Annotated in this window: 15 protein-coding genes; 11 read left to right on the top strand and 4 right to left on the bottom strand. The window is 74.1% G+C overall.

Going from position 1 to position 18342, the window contains the following annotated elements; translation table 11 throughout:
* Window positions 1-2: 2 nt before the first annotated feature.
* From ACH4OW_RS27335 to ACH4OW_RS27300, 8 genes are all read left to right on the top strand, one after another.
* Window positions 3-1418: an NAD(P)/FAD-dependent oxidoreductase gene (locus tag ACH4OW_RS27335; protein ID WP_398030445.1), complete on the top strand. Its 1416-nt coding sequence runs from the start codon at window positions 3-5 to the stop codon at window positions 1416-1418.
* A 113-nt stretch (window positions 1419-1531) separates the two neighbouring features.
* The gene (locus ACH4OW_RS27330; protein ID WP_398030444.1) at window positions 1532-1984 is read left to right on the top strand and encodes a hypothetical protein; all 453 of its coding nucleotides are present in this window, start codon (window positions 1532-1534) and stop codon (window positions 1982-1984) included.
* Between the two features lie 179 nt (window positions 1985-2163).
* Window positions 2164-3183 carry a helix-turn-helix domain-containing protein gene (locus ACH4OW_RS27325; RefSeq protein ID WP_398030443.1) on the top strand — a complete coding sequence of 340 codons (1020 nt, stop codon included), beginning with the start codon at window positions 2164-2166 and terminating at the stop codon, window positions 3181-3183.
* A gap of 155 nt (window positions 3184-3338) precedes the next feature.
* Window positions 3339-4397: a glucose-1-phosphate thymidylyltransferase gene (locus ACH4OW_RS27320; RefSeq protein WP_360131051.1), complete on the top strand. Its 1059-nt coding sequence runs from the start codon at window positions 3339-3341 to the stop codon at window positions 4395-4397.
* The gene (rfbB, locus tag ACH4OW_RS27315; RefSeq protein ID WP_398030442.1) at window positions 4394-5374 is read left to right on the top strand and encodes a dTDP-glucose 4,6-dehydratase; all 981 of its coding nucleotides are present in this window, start codon (window positions 4394-4396) and stop codon (window positions 5372-5374) included. Before ACH4OW_RS27320 ends, rfbB begins: the two co-directional genes overlap by 4 nt.
* On the top strand, window positions 5371-6483 hold the full coding sequence (locus ACH4OW_RS27310; RefSeq protein ID WP_398030441.1) for a DegT/DnrJ/EryC1/StrS family aminotransferase: 1113 nt from the start codon (window positions 5371-5373) through the stop codon (window positions 6481-6483). Before rfbB ends, ACH4OW_RS27310 begins: the two co-directional genes overlap by 4 nt.
* The gene (locus tag ACH4OW_RS27305; protein ID WP_398030440.1) at window positions 6483-7832 is read left to right on the top strand and encodes an NDP-hexose 2,3-dehydratase family protein; all 1350 of its coding nucleotides are present in this window, start codon (window positions 6483-6485) and stop codon (window positions 7830-7832) included. Before ACH4OW_RS27310 ends, ACH4OW_RS27305 begins: the two co-directional genes overlap by 1 nt.
* On the top strand, window positions 7829-9055 hold the full coding sequence (locus tag ACH4OW_RS27300; protein WP_398030439.1) for a methyltransferase domain-containing protein: 1227 nt from the start codon (window positions 7829-7831) through the stop codon (window positions 9053-9055). Before ACH4OW_RS27305 ends, ACH4OW_RS27300 begins: the two co-directional genes overlap by 4 nt.
* Before the next feature lie 27 nt (window positions 9056-9082).
* Here the strand turns inward: ACH4OW_RS27300 and ACH4OW_RS27295 are convergent, their stop codons facing one another.
* Window positions 9083-10201 (bottom strand): glycosyltransferase, encoded by a 1119-nt coding sequence (locus tag ACH4OW_RS27295; RefSeq protein ID WP_398030438.1) that lies wholly within the window; start codon window positions 10199-10201, stop codon window positions 9083-9085.
* 43 nt (window positions 10202-10244) lie between these two features.
* Window positions 10245-11381, bottom strand: a complete 1137-nt coding sequence (locus tag ACH4OW_RS27290) for a DegT/DnrJ/EryC1/StrS family aminotransferase (RefSeq protein ID WP_398030437.1) — start codon at window positions 11379-11381, stop codon at window positions 10245-10247.
* 269 nt (window positions 11382-11650) lie between these two features.
* Here ACH4OW_RS27290 and ACH4OW_RS27285 point away from each other — a divergent pair, with 269 nt between their 5' ends.
* Complete coding sequence (locus tag ACH4OW_RS27285; protein ID WP_398030436.1) at window positions 11651-12577, top strand: TauD/TfdA dioxygenase family protein; 927 nt, start codon at window positions 11651-11653, stop codon at window positions 12575-12577.
* On the top strand, window positions 12574-13593 hold the full coding sequence (locus ACH4OW_RS27280; RefSeq protein WP_398030435.1) for an L-tyrosine/L-tryptophan isonitrile synthase family protein: 1020 nt from the start codon (window positions 12574-12576) through the stop codon (window positions 13591-13593). Before ACH4OW_RS27285 ends, ACH4OW_RS27280 begins: the two co-directional genes overlap by 4 nt.
* Here the strand turns inward: ACH4OW_RS27280 and ACH4OW_RS27275 are convergent.
* Complete coding sequence (locus ACH4OW_RS27275; RefSeq protein WP_398030434.1) at window positions 13557-14225, bottom strand: phosphatase PAP2 family protein; 669 nt, start codon at window positions 14223-14225, stop codon at window positions 13557-13559. The two genes, ACH4OW_RS27280 and ACH4OW_RS27275, sit on opposite strands and share 37 nt — an antisense overlap.
* Before the next feature lie 346 nt (window positions 14226-14571).
* Window positions 14572-15921 (bottom strand): 4-aminobutyrate--2-oxoglutarate transaminase, encoded by a 1350-nt coding sequence (gene gabT, locus ACH4OW_RS27270; protein ID WP_398030502.1) that lies wholly within the window; start codon window positions 15919-15921, stop codon window positions 14572-14574.
* A gap of 246 nt (window positions 15922-16167) precedes the next feature.
* On the opposite strand from gabT, the gene ACH4OW_RS27265 reads away from it, so the two are divergent.
* On the top strand, window positions 16168-18336 hold the full coding sequence (locus ACH4OW_RS27265) for an ATP-binding protein (protein WP_398030433.1): 2169 nt from the start codon (window positions 16168-16170) through the stop codon (window positions 18334-18336).
* Window positions 18337-18342: the final 6 nt, after the last annotated feature.

Genomic DNA, 18342 nt, shown 5'->3' with positions numbered 1-18342 from the left:
CCATGGCACGAGCTGCCATGAGCACCCCCGCCCACGCCCTCGCGGACGCCGCCCCGGTCTCCTTCTGGCTGGACGACCGGGACCGCCCGGCCGCCCTCCCCGCCCTCGTCGGCGACGAACGCACCGACCTGCTCGTCGTCGGCGGCGGCTACTCCGGCCTGTGGACCGCGCTGATCGCCAAGGAACGCGACCCGGGCCGCGACGTCGTCCTCGTCGAGGGCCAGGAAGTCGGCTGGGCCGCTTCCGGCCGCAACGGCGGCTTCTGCGCCGCCTCCCTGACCCACGGCTTCGGCAACGGCCTGGACCGCTGGCCGGACGAGCTGGCGAAGCTCGAAGAACTCGGCGCCCGCAACCTCGGCGCCATCGAGGACGCCGTCGCCCGCTACGGCATCGACTGCGCCTTCGAACGCGCCGGCGAAATCAGCGTCGCCACCGAACCCCACCAGGTCGCCGAGCTCAAGGAAGGCGCCGAACAGGCCGCGCGGCTGGGCCTGGCCGGCATCGAGTTCCTCGACCGCGAGGCGCTGCGCGAGCACGTCGTCTCACCGACCTTCCTCGCCGGCCTCTGGGACCGTACGGGCGTCGCGATGCTCAACCCGGCCCGGCTCGCCTGGGGCCTGAAGAAGGCGTGCCTGGACCTCGGCGTACGGATCTACGAGCACACGCCCGCCACCGCGCTGGCCGCCGACGGCGTGGGGATGGCGGCGCGCACCCCGTACGGCCGGGTCTTCGCGCGCCGCATCGCCCTCGGCACCAACGTCTTCCCGTCCCTGGTCCGCCGCGTGCGCCCGTACGTCGTCCCGGTATACGACCACGCGCTGATGACCGAGCCGCTGTCGGAGGCGCAGCTCGCCGCCATCGGCTGGCGGGGCCGCCAGGGACTGTCCGACAGCAACCACCACTTCCACTACTTCCGCCTCACCGCCGACCAGCGCATCCTGTGGGGCGGCTACGACGCCGTCTACCGCTTCAACGGCGGGGTCCGCGCCGAGTACGACCACCGGCCCGCCACGTACGAGAAGCTGGCCCGGCACTTCTTCCAGTGCTTCCCGCAGCTGGAGGGCCTGCGCTTCACCCACACCTGGGGCGGCGCCATCGACACCTGCTCGCGCTTCTCCGCCTTCTTCGGCACCGCGTACGCGGGGCGGGTCGCCTACGCGGCCGGCTTCACGGGGCTGGGCGTGGGCGCCACCCGCTTCGGCGCGGAGGTCATGCTCGACTTCCTGGCGGGCGAGCGCACCGAGCGCACCGAGCTGGAGATGGTCCGTACGAAGCCGCTGCCGTTCCCGCCCGAGCCGCTGCGCTGGGCCGGGATCGGCCTCACGCAGTGGGCGATGACGCGGGCCGACACCCACGGCGGCCGCCGCAACCTGTGGCTGCGCGCGTTGGACCGGGCCGGTCTCGGCTTCGACAGCTGACAGCAGGCCGGCAGTCCGGGAGAAAACCCTCCCCAACCCGCGTAAGAATGCCCCCACCGCCGTCTCTCACCAGGACAGGAAGCGGTCCGGGCGGGCCGCGGAAACGAGGGGACATGGACGCGGCGGGGGTCAAGGACGCAGTGCACTGGCTGGCGATGGCGGCGGCGGACCCCGAGACCTGCCGGTGGGAATGGGAGCGCAACCCCCTCGGGGTCGCGCTTCTTCCGGCCGGCCGGCTCTGGGACGTGCTGATCGTGCCGGGCGCGCTCGGACGCCCGACCCTGAACGTGCTGGCCCGCGTGCTGGCCGCGCCGGGGCCGGTGCTCGGCGACTTCGGGGACGCCCGTACGGGCTTCTTCGTGCCGCCCGGTACGGCCGCGCGCTGGCTGGGCACGGGAGTACGCGGGGCGGGCGACGGCAGCTGGATCGTGGTGCCCTACCCAGGGCGCGCGACGGGCGGCGTACGGTGGCTCGTCCCCCCGGACGGCACGGGCCGGCTCACCGAACCCGCGGTGCTCGAACTCGCGATGCACGAGGCCGCCGCGCGGCTCGCGGGGGAGACCTGACGGGCCGTGCCGCGGCGCCGTGAGCCGTGCCACAGTCGCTGCTTTCCCCGCGCCGCGTTGAGTCGTCCCCGGTGCCGGATCCGTGCTCCGGGGTGGGACGCCCGACGGGGCTCCCCGGCCGGGCCGGGCGCGACCACGCCCGCCGCCCGCACCGGGTGCCGTATTTCAGGGGGGAAATCATGCGCACGTCTGAGCACCTTCTCGGACGGCTGGGAGTCGATCCGACGGCGGAACGGGTCTACCGTGCCCTGCTGGCCCAGCCGCACGCCGAACCGGCCGAATTGGCGTGCCGGACGGGAATCGCCGAGGAGGAGGTGGACCGGTCCCTGGACCGGCTGGCCGGCCTCGCGCTGGTGCGCCCTTCGGCGGAGCATCCCCGCCGGCTTTACGCGGTGAGCCCGCGCCTGGGCATGGACATCCTGCTCGCCCGGCAGCAGGCCGAACTCGCCGCGCAGCAGCAGCGCGTGGAGGAGAGCCGTGCCGCGGCCGCCCGTCTCGTCTCCGAATTCGCCACCCACCAGCATTCCGTCGCCGAGCACGGAGATTTCCGGCTGGTGGGAGTGGACCGCATCAGCGACCACCTGACGGAAATCGGCGTGCACGCCGAGGAGGAATTGCAGGTGTTCGCCGCAGGGCCGCCGCGTGAATTCCCCGGCCTCCCGGCCTCCCGGCCGCTGTACGAACAACTGCTCGCGCGGGGCGTGCGGGTGCGCACCGTCTGCCTGGACAGCGCGCGGAACGACCCGGCGGCCGTGGCGCACGCCGAACGGCTCGTGTCGGCGGGCGCCGAGGTCCGCACCGCCGCCGTGCTGCCCACGTGCATGGTCGTCGTCGACCGGCGCTCCGCGCTCGTCCTGAGCGGCGGGCAGGACACCCGGCAGGCCGCCGTGGCCGTACGGGTCCAGGCCGTCACGACCGCGCTGTGCACGCTGTTCGACGCGGTCTGGGCGGCGGCGGAGCGGCTGGGCCCGGCGCCGTCCCGCCGTACCGCCGACGGCTTCACCCGGCAGCACCTGGCCGCGCTGCAACTGCTCGCCGAGGGCCACACGGACGCCACCGTCGCCCGCCGGCTGGGCGTCTCGACCCGTACGGCACGGCGCATCGCGACCGACGCGATGACGGGCATGAAGGCACGCAGCCGGTTCCAGGCGGGGGTGCTCGCCGCCCAGCTGGGCTACCTGCCCGCGTCGTCCGCCTGAGCACCGCGGGACCCGCGATACCGGCCGGCAGCAGTACACCGGCCGGTATTTCCTGCTGCCGCCCGAAACCGGTTCGTGGACCGAAAGGGACACGGCCGGTTCGGTCCACCGGCCGGGTCTTTTCCCGTGCGGCGACCGGTCCGACACTCCTTTCCATGAAGGCTCTGGTGCTGTCCGGCGGGACGGGAAGCCGTCTTCGCCCGATCACTTACTCGATGCCCAAGCAATTGATCCCGATTGCGGGCAAGCCGGTACTGCGGCACGTCCTGGAAAACATCCGGGAACTCGGCGTGACGGATATCGGCATCGTCGTCGGCGCCCGGGACCGGCACGTCCCCGCGGCCCTCGGCGACGGTTCGGACCTCGGCGTACGGCTCACCTATCTGCCCCAGGAACAGCCGCTGGGGCTGGCGCACTGCGTGGCGCTGGGCCGGGAATTCCTCGGCGCGGAGGATTTCGTGCTGTACCTCGGCGACAATGTGCTCCCCGAGGGCGTCGGCGCGCTCGCGGCGGAATTCGCCGCCCGCCGCCCGGCCGCCCAGCTCGTGGTCCGGAAGGTGGCGGACCCGCGCCGCTTCGGCGTCGCCGAACTGGACGCGGACGGCGCGGTGGTGCGGGTGACGGAGAAGCCGGACCGGCCGCGCAGCGACCTCGCGCTGGTCGGCGTCTACTTCTTCACCGCCGCCGTCCACCGGGCGGTGGCGGCGATCGCGCCGGGGGCGCGTGGCGAACTGGAGATCACCGACGCGGTGCAGTGGCTGATCACCGCGGGCGCCGAGGTCAGGGCGGCGGAGTACGGCGGGTACTGGCGCGACACCGGCCGCGTCGAGGACGTCCTCGCGTGCAACCGCAGGCTGCTGGAGGAGGTACGGCCCGCGGTCGCGGGCACGGTCGACGCCGCGAGCCGGCTGACCGGGCCCGTCGTCGTCGAGGCCGGCGCCCGGGTGACCGGCTCGCGGATCGAGGGCCCGGCGCTGGTCGGCGCGGGCACCGTGGTGGAGGACAGCCGCATCGGCCCGTACACCTCCCTCGGCCGCGACTGCGTGCTGCGCCGGGCCGGGCTGGCGGACTCCGTCACGCTCGACGGCGTCACCATCGACCGGGTCGGCGGCCTGTACGGCTCGCTGATCGGCCGGGGCGCCCGCATCGGCCCCGGCGGCGGCCGGCACCGGCTGGTGGTGGGCGACCACTGCCGGGTCGAGGTGGCCGCATGAGGCTCCTGGTCACCGGCGGCGCCGGATTCATCGGCTCGCACTACGTCCGTACGCTCCTCGGCGGCGGCTTCGGCGAGGAGCGCGACCCGCACACCCGCGTCACCGTCCTCGACCTGCTCACCTACGCCGGGAACCGCGCCGGCCTGCCCGCCCGCCACCCCCGCCTGGACTTCGTGCGCGGCGACGTCTGCGACCTGCCGCTGCTGCTCGCACTGCTGCCCGGCCACGACGCCGTACTGCATTTCGCGGCCGAGTCGCACGTCGACCGCTCGATCGCCCCGGACACCGCGCCCGCGTTCGTCCGGACGAACGTCCTCGGCACGCAGACGCTCCTCGACGCCTGCCTGCGCACCGGCGTCGCCCGGATGGTGCACGTCTCCACCGACGAGGTGTACGGCTCCATCGAGCGCGGCGCCTGGACCGAGGACCAGCCGGTGGCGCCGAGGTCCCCGTACGCGGCGTCCAAGGCGGCCGCCGACCTGTTCGCGCTGGCCTGCCACCACACCCACGGCCTGGACGTGACGGTGACCCGCGGCTGCAACACCTACGGGCCCTACCAGCACCCGGAGAAACTCGTCCCGAGCTTCGTGACCCGCCTCCTGGAGGGCCGCGAGCTGCCGCTGTACGGGGACGGCGGCAACGTCCGCGAATGGCTGCACGTCGACGACCACTGCCGGGCCGTGCACCGGGTCCTCCACCACGGCAGGGCCGGCGAGATCTACCACGTCGGCGGCGGCACGCCCCGCACCAACCGCGCGCTGACCGGCGAACTGCTGCGGCTGTGCGGTGCCGACTGGTCCAGCGTCCGCCGGGTGCCCGACCGCAAGGGACACGACCGGCGCTACGCGCTCGACACGACCAAGATCCGCGCCGAACTTGGCCACACCCCGCGCACCGCGTTCGACCGCGGCCTGGCGGACACCGTGGCCTGGTACCGCGACAACCACCACTGGTGGCAGGAGGCGGCACACCTATGACCACACACGTGTGGGACTACCTGGCCGAATACGAGGACGAACGGGCGGACGTGCTCGACGCCGTCGACACGGTCTTCCGCTCCGGGCAGCTGGTGCTCGGCGCGAGCGTGCGCGGCTTCGAGGCCGAGTACGCCGCCTGGCACGGCACCGGGCACTGCGTGGGCGTCGGCAACGGCACCAACGCCGTCACCCTCGCCCTCCAGGCCCTCGGGGTCCGGCCCGGCGACGAGGTGGTGACCGTCTCCAACACCGCGGCGCCCACCGTGCTGGCCATCGACGCGGCCGGCGCCGTGCCGGTCTTCGTCGACGTGTGCCCCGGCACGTACCTGATGGACACCGGGCAGCTCGCGGCGGCCGTGACCGGCCGCACGCGCGCGCTGCTGCCCGTGCACCTCTACGGGCAGTGCGTGGACATGGCGCCCCTCCGGGCCGTCGCCGAGGTCAACGACCTGGCCGTACTGGAAGACTGCGCGCAGGCACACGGCGCACGGCACCACGGCCGCCTCGCGGGAACCCTGGGCGACGCGGCGGCGTTCTCCTTCTACCCGACCAAGGTCCTCGGCGCGTACGGCGACGCCGGCGCGGTCCTCACCCCGTACACCGAAGTCGACGCCGCGCTGCGCCGGTTGCGCTACTACGGCATGGAGGAGCGCTACTACGTCGTCCGCACCCCCGGGCACAACAGCAGGCTCGACGAGGTGCACGCCGAGATCCTGCGCCGCAAGCTGCGCCGCCTGGACCGGTACGTCGCGGGGCGGCGCGCGGTGGCCCGGCGCTACGAAGAAGCGCTGTCCGGCAGCGGCCTGGTGCTGCCCGCCACGGCCCCCGGCAACGAGCACGTGTATTACGTCTACGTCGTCCGCCACCCCGAACGGGACCGCATCCTGCGCGTCCTCAGGGAGCGTTACGACATCGCGCTCAACATCAGCTACCCGTGGCCCGTGCACACCATGTCCGGGTTCGCGCACCTGGGATACGCCAAGGGAGCGCTGCCCGTCACCGAGGCGCTGGCCGGCGAGATCTTCTCGCTGCCCATGTACCCGTCGCTGCCGCGCGCCGCGCAGGACAAGGTGATCGAGGCGCTGCTCGACGTACTGAGGGGGCTGTGATGTCCGCGCCCGCGCTGCCCCGCCCGGCACACCACACGGCTCCCGCCCTGCCCGGCGACCTCGGCCGCTGGTTCGCCGAGACCCGCGAGCGTACGTACACCCGCACCCGGCGCATTCCGCTGGACGCCCTGGAGGGCTGGCACACCGACGCCCGCACGGGCGATCTCGTCCACGACCGGGGCGCGTTCTTCTCCGTCGAGGGCCTGGCCGTCACGGCGCCCGGCGGCCCGGTCCCGCACTGGACGCAGCCCATACTGAACCAGCCGGAGACCGGCGTCCTGGGCCTGCTGGTCAAGGACTTCGGCGGCCGGCCGCACGCCCTCGTGCAGGCCAAGCCGGAGCCGGGCAACGCGGGCGGCCTCCAGCTGGCGCCGACCGTACAGGCCACCCGCTCCAACTTCACCCGGGCACACGGCGGCCGGACGGTGCCCTACCTGCGCCACTTCCGCAGTCCGCCGTCCCGCCGGCTGGTCGCGGACGTACGCCAGTCGGAACAGGGTGCCTGGTTCTACCGCAAGAGCAACCGCAACATGATCGTGCGCACCACGGAGGACGTCGACGTGCTGCCGGGCCATCGGTGGATACCGCTGCGCCGGATCCACGGCCTGCTCGCGGCCGGTGACGTGGTGAACATGGACGCCAGGAGCGTGCTCGCCTGCCTGCCACCGCCGCCGGGGCCCGCGGGCCGCGCGCTGCACTCCGGGCGGGACATCCTGCGCTGGCTCACCGGCGTCCGCAGCCGCCCCGCACTGCGCACCCGGCCCGTACCGCTGCGCGACCTGGCCGGCTGGCACCGCACCGAGCACGCCGTCAGCCACGACGACGGCCGCTTCTTCGACATCGTCGCGGTCGAGGTGCGGGCCGGCGGCCGGGAGGTGCGGCGCTGGACCCAGCCCATGCTGCGCCCGTGCGGGACCGGCGTCGTCGCCTTCCTCCTCACCCGCGTCGACGGCGTGCCGCACGTCCTGGTGCACGCCGCCGCCGAGCCGGGCAGCGTGGACGTGGCCGAGCTGACCGCGACGGTGTGCTGCACACCGGAGAACTACGACGGGCTGCCGCCCGCGGCCCGGCCGCGCTTCCTCGACGAGATCCTGGACGCGCCGCCCGGACGGGTGCTCTTCGACGCCCTCCTGTCGGAGGAGGGCGGCCGTTTTCACCACGCGCTCAACCGCTACCTGATCGTGGCGGTCGACGGGCCCGGGACGTACGAATCCGGCGGGGACCACCGCTGGGTGACGCCCCGTCAGCTCGGCGCCCTGCTGCGGCACAGCCACTACGTGACCGTCCAGGCCCGCACCCTGCTCGCCTGCCTGCGCGGCCTGACCGGACCGGACGGGAGCCCGGCATGACCGCACCGACGTGCCGGGTCTGCGGAACGCCGCTGCGCACGTTCCTCGACCTCGGCGACCACCCGCCGTCCTCGGCCTTCCCGACGCCCGCCGAAGCCCTGGCCGGGGCGGGCGACACGGTCCGCTACCGCCTCGCCGCCGGGGCGTGCGAGCGCTGCGCCCTCGTCCAGCTCACCGGCGACGTCCCGCACGAGCACCGCCCGTACGCGGGCTACCCGTACCACTCGTCGGGCTCGTCGGTGATGCGCGAGCACTTCCGCCGCACCGCGCGACGCCTGCTGCGCACCGAGCTGCACGGGAAGGGCGACGCCTTCGCCGTGGAGATCGGGTGCACGGACGGCGTCGTCCTGCGGACCGTGGCGGAGGCGGGCGTGCGCCACCTCGCCTTCGAGCCGTCCGGGTACTCCGGATACCGCGGGGCACGGGTGCACCGCGCCTTCCTGACCGCCGATTCCGCCCGCGAGGCCGTCGCCGCCGAAGGCCGCGCCCGGGTCGTGTACGCCGCCAACACCGTCTGCGACATCGCCGACCTGCCGGGGCTCTTCGCGGGCCTGGACGAACTACTGGCAGCAGACGGCGTATTCGTCTTCGAGGACCCCTACTTCGGCGAGATCGTCCGACGCACCGCGTTCGACCAGTTCTACGACGAGCACCGCTACTACTTCACCGCGACCTCCGTACGCGCGCTGGCCGAACGGTTCGGATTCCGGCTCGTCGGCGTCGAACGCCTGCCGGTACACGGCGGCCAGCTCCGCTACACCCTGGCCCGCGCGGGCCGCCGCACTCCCGCCCCCGCGGTCGCCGGAATCCTGGCCGAAGAGGAGGCCGGCGGGCTCACGGACCCCGCCGCGCTGGCCGCCTTCGCGGGCCGGGTGGACCGCGTCCGCAGCGACCTGGTGGCCCTCCTCGAAGGGTTGCGCGCCGCGGACCGCACCGTGGCCGGCTACGCGGCCACGGCCAAGAGCTGCACGGTGACCACCTACTGCGGCCTCGGCCCGCGCCTGGTCCCGTACATCTGCGACTCCACCCCGGCCAAGCACGGCAGGCTGACCCCCGGCGCCCGCATCCCGGTCCGCCCGCCCGCCGCCTTCGCCGCGCCCTACCCGGACTACGCGCTGCTGTTCGCCTGGAACCACGCCGACGAGATCATGGCCAAGGAACGGGCGTTCCGGGACGGGGGCGGACGCTGGATCCTGTACGTCCCGGAAGTGCACGTGGTGTGAGGGCGGAGTGGTGCGGGCGGCGTGCCGTCACCCCGCCAGTTTCTCCAGCCGCTGCACGATGGCGGCGGGGGACGGCAGCGCCGCGGTCTCGTCGCGCACCTCGGCCGCCACGGCCAGCATGTCCTCGTCCGCGAGCAGGCAGCGCAGCAGACCGGCGTCCACCGCGTCCGGCGTGCTGACCATGCCGACGCCGCGCCGGCGCAGGACCCGCGCCACCTCGAAGTCGTCGGCGCCGCCCGGCAGCACCAGATGGCGGACGCCCGCGCCGAGCCCGGCCAGCGTGGTGCCGTTGCCGCCGTGGTGGATCATCGCGGCGCAGGTCTCCAGCAGCGCGGTCAGCGGCAGCCAGCCCTCGGCCCGTACGTTGGCGGGCAGTTCGCCCAGCGGGGTGGGGTCGGCGTCGCCGAGCGCCACGACGAAGTCGGCGTCCACCGCACCGGCCGCACGGACCACCGGACGCAGCTCGCCGACACCGCTCAGCTGCGGTCGCAGGGTGCCGAGGGTGACCGCGACCCGGGGCCGCGCCGGGCGTTCCAGCAACCAGGGCGGCAGCACCGCGCCGGTGGTGTAGGGGAGCGCCCGCATGGACCAGCCGCCCAGGTCGTACGCCGCGATACTGGGCGGCCGGGTGTCGATCGTCGCCGCGGCGGGCGGCCGCCCGGCCAGGCCGTGACGGCGGTAGGCGGCGGCCAGCCACGGACCGAAGCGGCTGCTGATCTGCCGGAAGTGGTGGCAGCTGATGGTGTGCTCGACCGCCGGCACCCCGAGCAGGGCCGCCACCAGCGGCCCCGCGCCCTGGAGTTCGGTGTACACGACGAGGTCGGGCCGCCAGGCCAGGGCGACCTCGGCGGTCCGCTCCACGGTGGCCTCGGACGTCTTGGCGAACAGCTCCGCCGCCAGCGTGACGGCCGCGGGCGAGTCCGTACGGAACCGGTCGAAGGACATCCGCCGCTCGGCCAGCAGCCGCCCGAAGATCTCCTCGGTGTCGGTGGCGGGCGAGGAGTCGAAGGCGTGCAGCCCGGCGCGGGCCACATGGGCGCAGGACGCGCCGGGGGTGGCGAACAGGACGTCGTGCCCCGCGGCGCGCAGCGCGTGCGCCAGCGCGATCGGCGGGAAGACGTGCCCCGCTCCGTGAGACGTGGTCACCAGGACGCGCATCGTTGAGCTCTCCCTCTCTCGTACCGGACGGTCATCGCGCCGACTTGACGGCCGCGCGCAGCGCGCCGGCCACCGTGCGCACGTCGGCGTCGCTCAGCCCCGGGTGCAGCGGCAGGCACAGCGTCTCCGCGGCGGCCTGTTCCGCGCCGGGCAGCTCCGGGCCGCCGGTCCCGTAGGCGGGGACCTTGTGCAGCGGCGCGTAGCGGAAAGTCGTGTAGATGCCGTCGCGCAAGAGCGCGGAGGCCACCTGGTCGCGCAGGCGGGCGGCCATCTGCACCCAGTAGAAGAAGTACGAGGACCGGTGCCCGGCGGGCAGCGCGGGCGGCACCCGCACCGCGTCGAAACCGGCCAGCTCCCGGTCGTACAGTTCCACGATCTCCTTGCGGCGGGCGAGGAACGCGGGCAGCCGGCGCAGCTGGACGGTGCCGATCGCCGCGGTGAGGTCGTTGCCGATCTCCCGGCGGCCCGGCTCCGGCACGTCCAGCTCCCACCAGCGGTGCGAGACCTTCGCGTGGCCCAGCCCGGTCGGCTGGACCAGGCCGTGGTACGCCAGCCGGCGCGCGCGTACGGCCAGTTCCGCGTCCCGCACGTGCAGCATCCCGCCGTCGCCGGTGGTCAGCACCTTGGCCGCGTCGAAGCTCCACATCGCCAGGTCGCCGAAGGTGCCGACGGCCCGCCCGCCGACGCGGGAGGCCACCGAGCAGGCGCAGTCCTCCACCAGGGCCAGGCCCGCGGCGCGGCAGCGGTCGGCGATGCGCGCGATGTCGCCCGGGTAGCCGCCGTAGTGCAGCACCACGACCGCCTTGGTGCGGGGGGTGACGGCGGCCTCGACGTCCTCGGCGGACGGGTTGAGGGTCCGGGCGTCCACGTCGCAGAAGACCGGGCGGCCGCCGGCCCGTAGGACGGCGTTGGCGGCGGCCACGAAGCTGGGCGAGGGCAGTACCACCTCGTCGCCGGGCCGCAGGTCCAGCAGTTCGGCGGCGAGGAACAGGCCCGCGGTGCCCGAGTTGAGGAACAGCACGTTCTCGGGGCGCGCGCCGAGGTGGGCGGCGAAGGCGGCCTCGAAGGCCGTGCTGCGCGGTCCGTGGCCGAGCCAGCGGTCGGCGAACACCGCGGCCACGGCGGCCAGTTCACCGTCGCCGGCCTGCGGCTGGAAGAGGTCGATCATGCCGGTCCTCACATCCTCGAAGGGGCGCGTGCCTTGGTGGCGAGTTTCGGGCGGGCCGGCGGGGCGGCAGAAGCGGCCGGTGCGGGCCCGATCGGGCCACGGCCGGTTCGGGCCACCGGCCGTGGCTTTCCCGCGCGGGGCGGCGCGGGGAGGGTCGAAAGGGCCGGCGATCCGTACCCGGAGATGGAAAGATCTTGAACTCTCAAGTGCTGTCGCCGGCACCGCGGCCGGGCCGACCGGCCCGGCACGCCGCTTCCCGGAGAGGAACCATGACGTCCCAAGCCGTCCACGCGCCCGGCACGACCGCCGGCGACGCCCTTGACGACAACCGCTGGACCCAGTCCCGACCCGGCCCGTTCGGCGTCCTGCTGACCGCGACCGCACCCGGCACCCCGGTCACCGCCGTCCCCGTGCCCCGCCTGCGCCACCTGGCCCGCCGTCACCACCTCGTCGCCTTACGGGGCTTCACCGCCCCCGCCGACGCCGCGGCGCTCGACGCCTACGCGCGCACCTGGGGCGAGGTCATGGAGTGGCCGTTCGGCACGGTCTTCGACGTCCGCGCCCACCAGGACCCCGAGGACCACGTCTTCGACACCGGCTTCATGCCGCTGCACTGGGACGGCATGTACGTCGACCACGTGCCCGAGTTCCAGATATTCCACTGCGTCGCGGCCCCCGGGCCCGCCGAAGGCGGCGGCACGCTCTTCTGCGACACCACCCGCGTGCTGGCCGACGCCGCCCCCGAGACCCTGGAACGCTGGCGCGGCCTGACCCTGCGCTACCGCAACGCCAAGGTCTCCCACTACGGCGGGCTCGTCGTCTCGCCCCTGATCGAGCCACACCCCGACGCCGGATTCCCGGTCATGCGCTTCCTCGAACCGGTGCCGGACGGCGAGCACATCGTCAACGAGCCCACCGTGCGCATCGACGGGCTGGAGGGCGAGGCGGCCGCCGCCGAACTCGCCGCCATCCGCGAGGCCGCCTACGACCCCCGCCACCGCCACACCCACGCCTGGCAGCGGGACGACGTCGTCATCGCCGACAACTACACCCTGCTGCACACCAGGGAGCCGTACCGCCGCGGCCTGCCGCGCCACCTGCGCCGCGTCCACGTCCTCGGCGACCCACCGCTGCCCAGCCACATCCACGACCACCACGGCGCCACCGGGGCCGGCGACCGGCGGGGGACCGCATGACCGCGACGTACGAGCAGCGCGGGCGGCACGACGGGCGGGAACAGGAGGAAGGCGACGGGGAAGCCGCGTATACGGCCCGCACACAGGAGTACTGCGCCCGCATCCTGGAGCTCCTGCTGCCGCACCGCCGGCCCGCCGGCGAGCAGGGGCACGACAGCCACCCGCCCGAGGAGTGCTTCGCCGAACAGCTCGCCCAGATCCGGTACTTCGTCGCCCGCCGCGAGCCGGTGCTGCTGACCCTGCCCGCTTTCCCCTGCAAGTCGCCCAACCCGGCCAAGGTCGTCGGCCACCTGCCCGACCTCGGCGAGCTGCTGTCGCTGCGCTTCCTGGACGACCTGTGCGCCGCGATCGACGCGGTCTACCCGCCCGGCGCCCGGCTGCTGATCTGCTCCGACGGCCATGTCTTCGGCGACCTGATACGGGTACCGGACGCGCACATCGACGCGTACGGCAAGGCGCTGCGCGACATGATCGACGCCAACGGCCTGCGGCACATCGACACCTTCGGCCTGGACCAGGTCTACGAGGGGCACACCTACGACGAGAAGCGCGTGCTCCTGGAGAAGGACTTCGCCCAGAGCGTCGAGGAGCTGCGCGCCGAGGTACGGGCGGGCGGCCCCGCGCTCGGCCACTACCGGGGCACCATCCGCTTCCTCGTCGAGGACACCGCGGACTGGACCGGCTCCAAGGCCCAGTTGCAGCGGGAGTGCCGCGGCCGCGCGTACGGCGTCCTGCGGCGCAGCCGGGCGTGGAGCGAGCTGATCGCCCACCACTACCGGCAGACCGTACGGCTCTCCATCCACCCGCAGGCGTGCGGCTCGGCGAAGTTCGGGATCGCGCTGCTGGAAGCGGCGGACAACTGGCTCACGCCGTGGCACGCCGTCGTCGTACAGACCGGCGCCGACCGCTTCCGGCTGATGAAGCGCCACGAGGCGGAGCGGGTCGGCATCCCGGCGGGCCCGAGCTGGCGCCCGAGCCACTACATCGCGTCGGAGCTGTTCGGCGTCGCGAGCTGACCGTCCGGCCCGCGCGGGCGGTCTGCACGGCACCCGCACACCGCCGTGCAGACCGTGAGCAGCACCCCGGCCAGGCACCAACTGGCCAGCACGTCCAGCGGCCAGTGATAGCCGCGACGCACCAGGCCGATGCCGACCGCCAGGTTGAGCAGTCCGACGACGGCTGCGACAGCGGTCGGCATCGGCCTGCGCGGGTGCTTCCGTGACGCGGCCAGCAGCAGCACCACCGCTCCGTACGCCACCGCCGCCGTCGCCCCGTGGCCGGAGGGAAAGAAGCCGTCGTGTGCGCCGCCGGCCATCTCCGGCGGGCCCGGCCGGGCCAGCCACATCTTCACGGGCACCACCAGCGCGGGCACCAAGGCCATCGTCAGGACGGCGGCCACCGGCGGCAGCCACCAGCGCGGCACACCGGCCCGGCGTCCGGACCAGGCCGCGTACAGCGCGGCGAGCGCCAGCACCGGCAGCGCGACGACCGTGTTGCCGAGGTCGGCGAAGAACTCCGCGAGCGGGGTGGGGACCGCACTGCCGGCGACCGCGCGGCCCAGCCGCTCGTCCAGAGCGCGCAGCGGACCGGCGGCGGACACCTGCCAGGCGAGGACCGCGAAGAGCGCGGCACACAGCACGCCCACCACCAGACGGGGGTGCCGGAGGAAGAAGGTCGGCCGCCTCGGAACAGGGGGGGTGGTTCCGAGGCGGCCGCGCTGACCGGAGAGCCGCGCGCCCCGGGGGGTTTGGGGCGGGCGGCCGTCCGATCGGTGAGGATTCCCGGGGCGCTGGGCCCCGGATTCGTGCACGAGGGCACGGCCTGGCCGGAGCTGGGGAAGCGCCGACCGGGCGTCGCTCACAGTCCCCTGTGAGCGGGGTGTTTCTCTCATCTGCAGAAACCGTACGGCAGTGAGGCGGGGCCGGACAGTCAGATCACCCGGCCGCCATGGGCCCCGCACACATTCTTCACTTCCCGCTGTCGGTTACTCCGAGTCACACCGTCGCGAGAGCACTCTCGATGATGTTCAGGCCCTCGTTCAGCAGGTCCTCGCCGATGACCAGCGGCGGCAGGAAGCGCAGCACGTTGCCGTACGTGCCGGTGGTCAGCACCAGCAGGCCCTCCTGGTGGCACGCCGCCGCCAGCGCCGCGGTCGCCTTCGGGTTCGGCTCCTTGGAACCGGACTCCACGAGCTCGATGGCGATCATCGCGCCCCGGCCGCGGACCTCGCCGATGATGTCGTGCTTCTCCGCCATCGCCTCCAGGCGCGGCTTCATGATCTCGCCGATCCGCCGGGCCTTCGCGTTCAGGTCCAGCTCGCGCATCGTCTCGATGGCGCCGAGCGCCGCCGCGCACGCCACCGGGTTGCCGCCGTAGGTGCCGCCGAGGCCGCCGGCGTGCGCCGCGTCCATCATCTCGGCGCGGCCGGTGACCGCGGCCAGCGGCAGGCCGCCCGCGATGCCCTTGGCGGTCGTGATCAGGTCGGGGACGATGCCCTCGTCCTCACAGGCGAACCACTGGCCGGTACGGCAGAAGCCGGACTGGATCTCGTCCGCGACGAAGACGATGCCGTTCTCCTTCGCGAAGGCCGCGATGGCGGGCAGGAAGCCCTTGGCCGGCTCGATGAAGCCGCCCTCGCCGAGCACCGGCTCGATGATGATCGCGGCCACGTTCTCCGCGCCGATCTGCTTGGTGATCTGCGAGATGGCCTGGTCGGCGGCCTCCTTGGCGCAGTTCTCCGGGCCGGTCAGCCAGCGGTAGGGGTAGGCCAGCGGCACCCGGTAGACCTCGGGCGCGAACGGGCCGAAGCCGTGCTTGTACGGCATGTTCTTCGCGGTCAGCGCCATCGTCAGGTTCGTCCGGCCGTGGTAGCCGTGGTCGAAGACGACGACCGCCTGGCGCTTGGTGTACGCGCGGGCGATCTTGACGGCGTTCTCCACGGCCTCCGCGCCCGAGTTGAACAGCGCCGACTTCTTGGCGTGGTCGCCCGGGGTCAGCTCGGCGAGCTGCTCGCAGACCTCCACGTACGGCTCGTACGGCGTGACCATCACACAGGTGTGGGTGAAGTCCGCGAGCTGCGCGGCGGCGCGGCGCACCACGGCCTCCGCGCTGTTGCCGACCGAGGTCACCGCGATACCGGAGCCGAAGTCGATGAAGGAGTTGCCGTCGACGTCCTCCAGGATGCCGCCGCCCGCGCGCTTGGCGAAGACGGGCAGCACCGCCCCGACGCCGCCGGCCACGGTGGCCTGCTTGCGGGCCCACAGCTCCTGGGACTTGGGGCCGGGGATCGCGGTGACGACGCGACGCTCCTGGGGGAGGGCCGGGCCTCCGGACAGTTCGGTCATGGCAGTCTCCTGGGGGTGGAACGGGACGTACTGAAGGGGTTGTGCTCGCAGGCTAGGGGGCGGAGCGGACCGTCGGCATGTTCCGTTCGGGAGAAGTGCGCGTGTTGCGTTGTCCGCACCGGACATAGCGGCGCGCCGCGGCCAGTAGATTGAGCGGCGGCGTACACAGGGAACAGCAGGGCGCACAGGCGGGGCCGGTACCCGTACCGCGCGCCCGCACGTCTCAAGGGGGACGAGGGGCACCGGATGGACACCGAGGGCACGCAGCACGAGGCACCGCACACCCGCACCGACCACCACGTACCCCGCCCCGCGGCACCACCGGCCCCCACGGCCCCGCCGAAGCCGCCGGCCGCGCCGGCCCACCTGCCGCCGCGACCGGCCGCACCGCCTGCCGCGCCCGGGCAGGACCCGGGCGGCGCCTTCCTGCACTGGCTGCGTGCCCCCCGCCGGGCCGGCGCGCCCGGCGTCTGGACCTACGGGCACGTCCCCAGGCCCGCCGAGAACCCCGACCGGGCCCCCACCCGGCAGGTCGTCACCGGCGCGCTGATCTCGTTCCTGTGCGGCTGGCTGCTGTGGTCGCTGCTGTGGAACGGCTACCTCGGCCCGTACTGGCTCTACCCGCTGCTGCTGCTCACGCCCGACTCCTGGCGCGCGGCCGGCGGCGACAAGATGATCTACGTCTGGCTCACGTACCTCTACTACGGCCTCTTCCTCGCCGCCCTCGTCGTCGTCTTCGGACGCCTCGGCCGCTGGCCCGAACTGGCCCGGCGCTGCCTCGCGCCGGTACTGCGCCGGGCCCGCGACAAGAGGCCGGACACCGTCCCCGAGCCGCAGGCGGACCCCGCCCAGTGGCCCGCCCTGCGCGCGGCAGGCGCGCCCGACGCCGCCGACAAGCTCGCCGCCGAGGCCCGCGCGGGCCGCATGAACGACGTCGACGCGGCCCGCATCGAACGCGCCTGGCAGTCGGTGCGCTCCGGCAACAACTCCGCCGCCTCCTTCACCGACACCGTCCTGCGGCACGGCGCCGCGGCCTGCGCCCACCCCTCCGGCCTGCGCGACCTGCCCCGGCGCTCCGCCCACCACGACCTGCTCGCCCACCAGGTGCGCATCGGCACCGCCACCGACCACCCGCGCAACCCGCACCAGCACCGCGGTACGGGCTCCGCCCTCGACCCGGCGCTGCTGGGCACCTCGCTGCTGGCCGTCGGCCCGCCCGGCAGCGGCAAGACCACCCGCGTGGCGCGGCCGGTGACGGAGGCCATGTGCCTCCAGGCGCTGGCCGGGCGCGGCGCGGTGGTCGCGGTCGGCGCCGCCGGGTCGGACCTCGGCCCGGACGACGCGTTCGACGTGGTCGTACGCATCGGCAGCCCGGACCCGGACTGCGACCTCGACCTGTACGGCGGCACCACCGACCCCGACGAAGCGGCCGGCATTCTCGCCGAGGCGCTCGTCGGCGACCTGGCCGCCACCCTGCCCGGCGGCGACAGCCGGCGCGCCGCGACCGCGCTCGGCCAGCTGCTCGGCCCGTTCCGCGCCGCCCACGACCGCTTCCCGTCCGTGGCGGAACTGCGGGAACTCCTCGACGGCTCGCCCATCGCGCTGTCCGCCCTGCGCACCGCACTGAAATCCGCGGGAAAGGACGCGCTGCTGCGCGAACTCGACGCCAGGGAACGGCAGTCCGGGCGCCCCGGCGACGCGGGCGAACTCCTCGCCGACCGCGTCGCCCTCCTCGACCGCCCCGCCTTCGCGCCGTACTTCGACCCTGCGGGCGGCACCCGCCAGGTCTCGCTGCGCTCCCTCGACCACCCGCTGCGGGTCCGCGTCGACCTGCCCGAACGCGGCCACGCCGAGGCGTCCCGCATCCTGGCCCGCCTGGTGCTGGCCCAGTTCACGGAGTGCGCGGCGGCCCGCGCCGACCGCTCGCTCTTCGCCTGCCTGGTCCTCGACGACGCGTCGCACACCGTCACCGCCGAGTCGCTGCGCGGCCTGCAACGGCTGCGCGCCGCCAACGCGGGCGTCCTGCTGACGCTGCGCTCCCTCGACGACGTCCCCGAGTCCCTGCGCAGCGCGCTGCTGGGCGCGGTCGGCTGCCGGATGGCGTTCGCGGGCGTGACGACCTGGGACGGCGCGCGGTTCGCCGAGGTGTGGGGCAAGGAGTGGGTGGAGACGCGGGACGTGACGGACCGCCAGATCATCGCGGAGGGCGCCGCGATGAAGGCGTTCCACATCTTCCGCCACCTGGTCACCGGCAAGGCGGCCACCGCCAAGGCCGTCACCGTCCGCACCGTCGAACGCGAACGCTGGTCCGCCTCCGACCTGGCCAACTCCGTCCCGCCGGGCCACGCGGTGCTGTCGGTGACCTCGGTACGGGGCGAGCACGCGCCGCCGGTGCTGGTGGATCTGCGGGGGTGAGGGGCC

It is taken from the genome of Streptomyces sp. NPDC017056, from assembly GCF_044332485.1.
In the GTDB taxonomy this organism is placed as follows: Bacteria; Actinomycetota; Actinomycetes; order Streptomycetales; family Streptomycetaceae; genus Streptomyces.
This window is presented reverse-complemented; position numbering and strand designations above follow the sequence as displayed.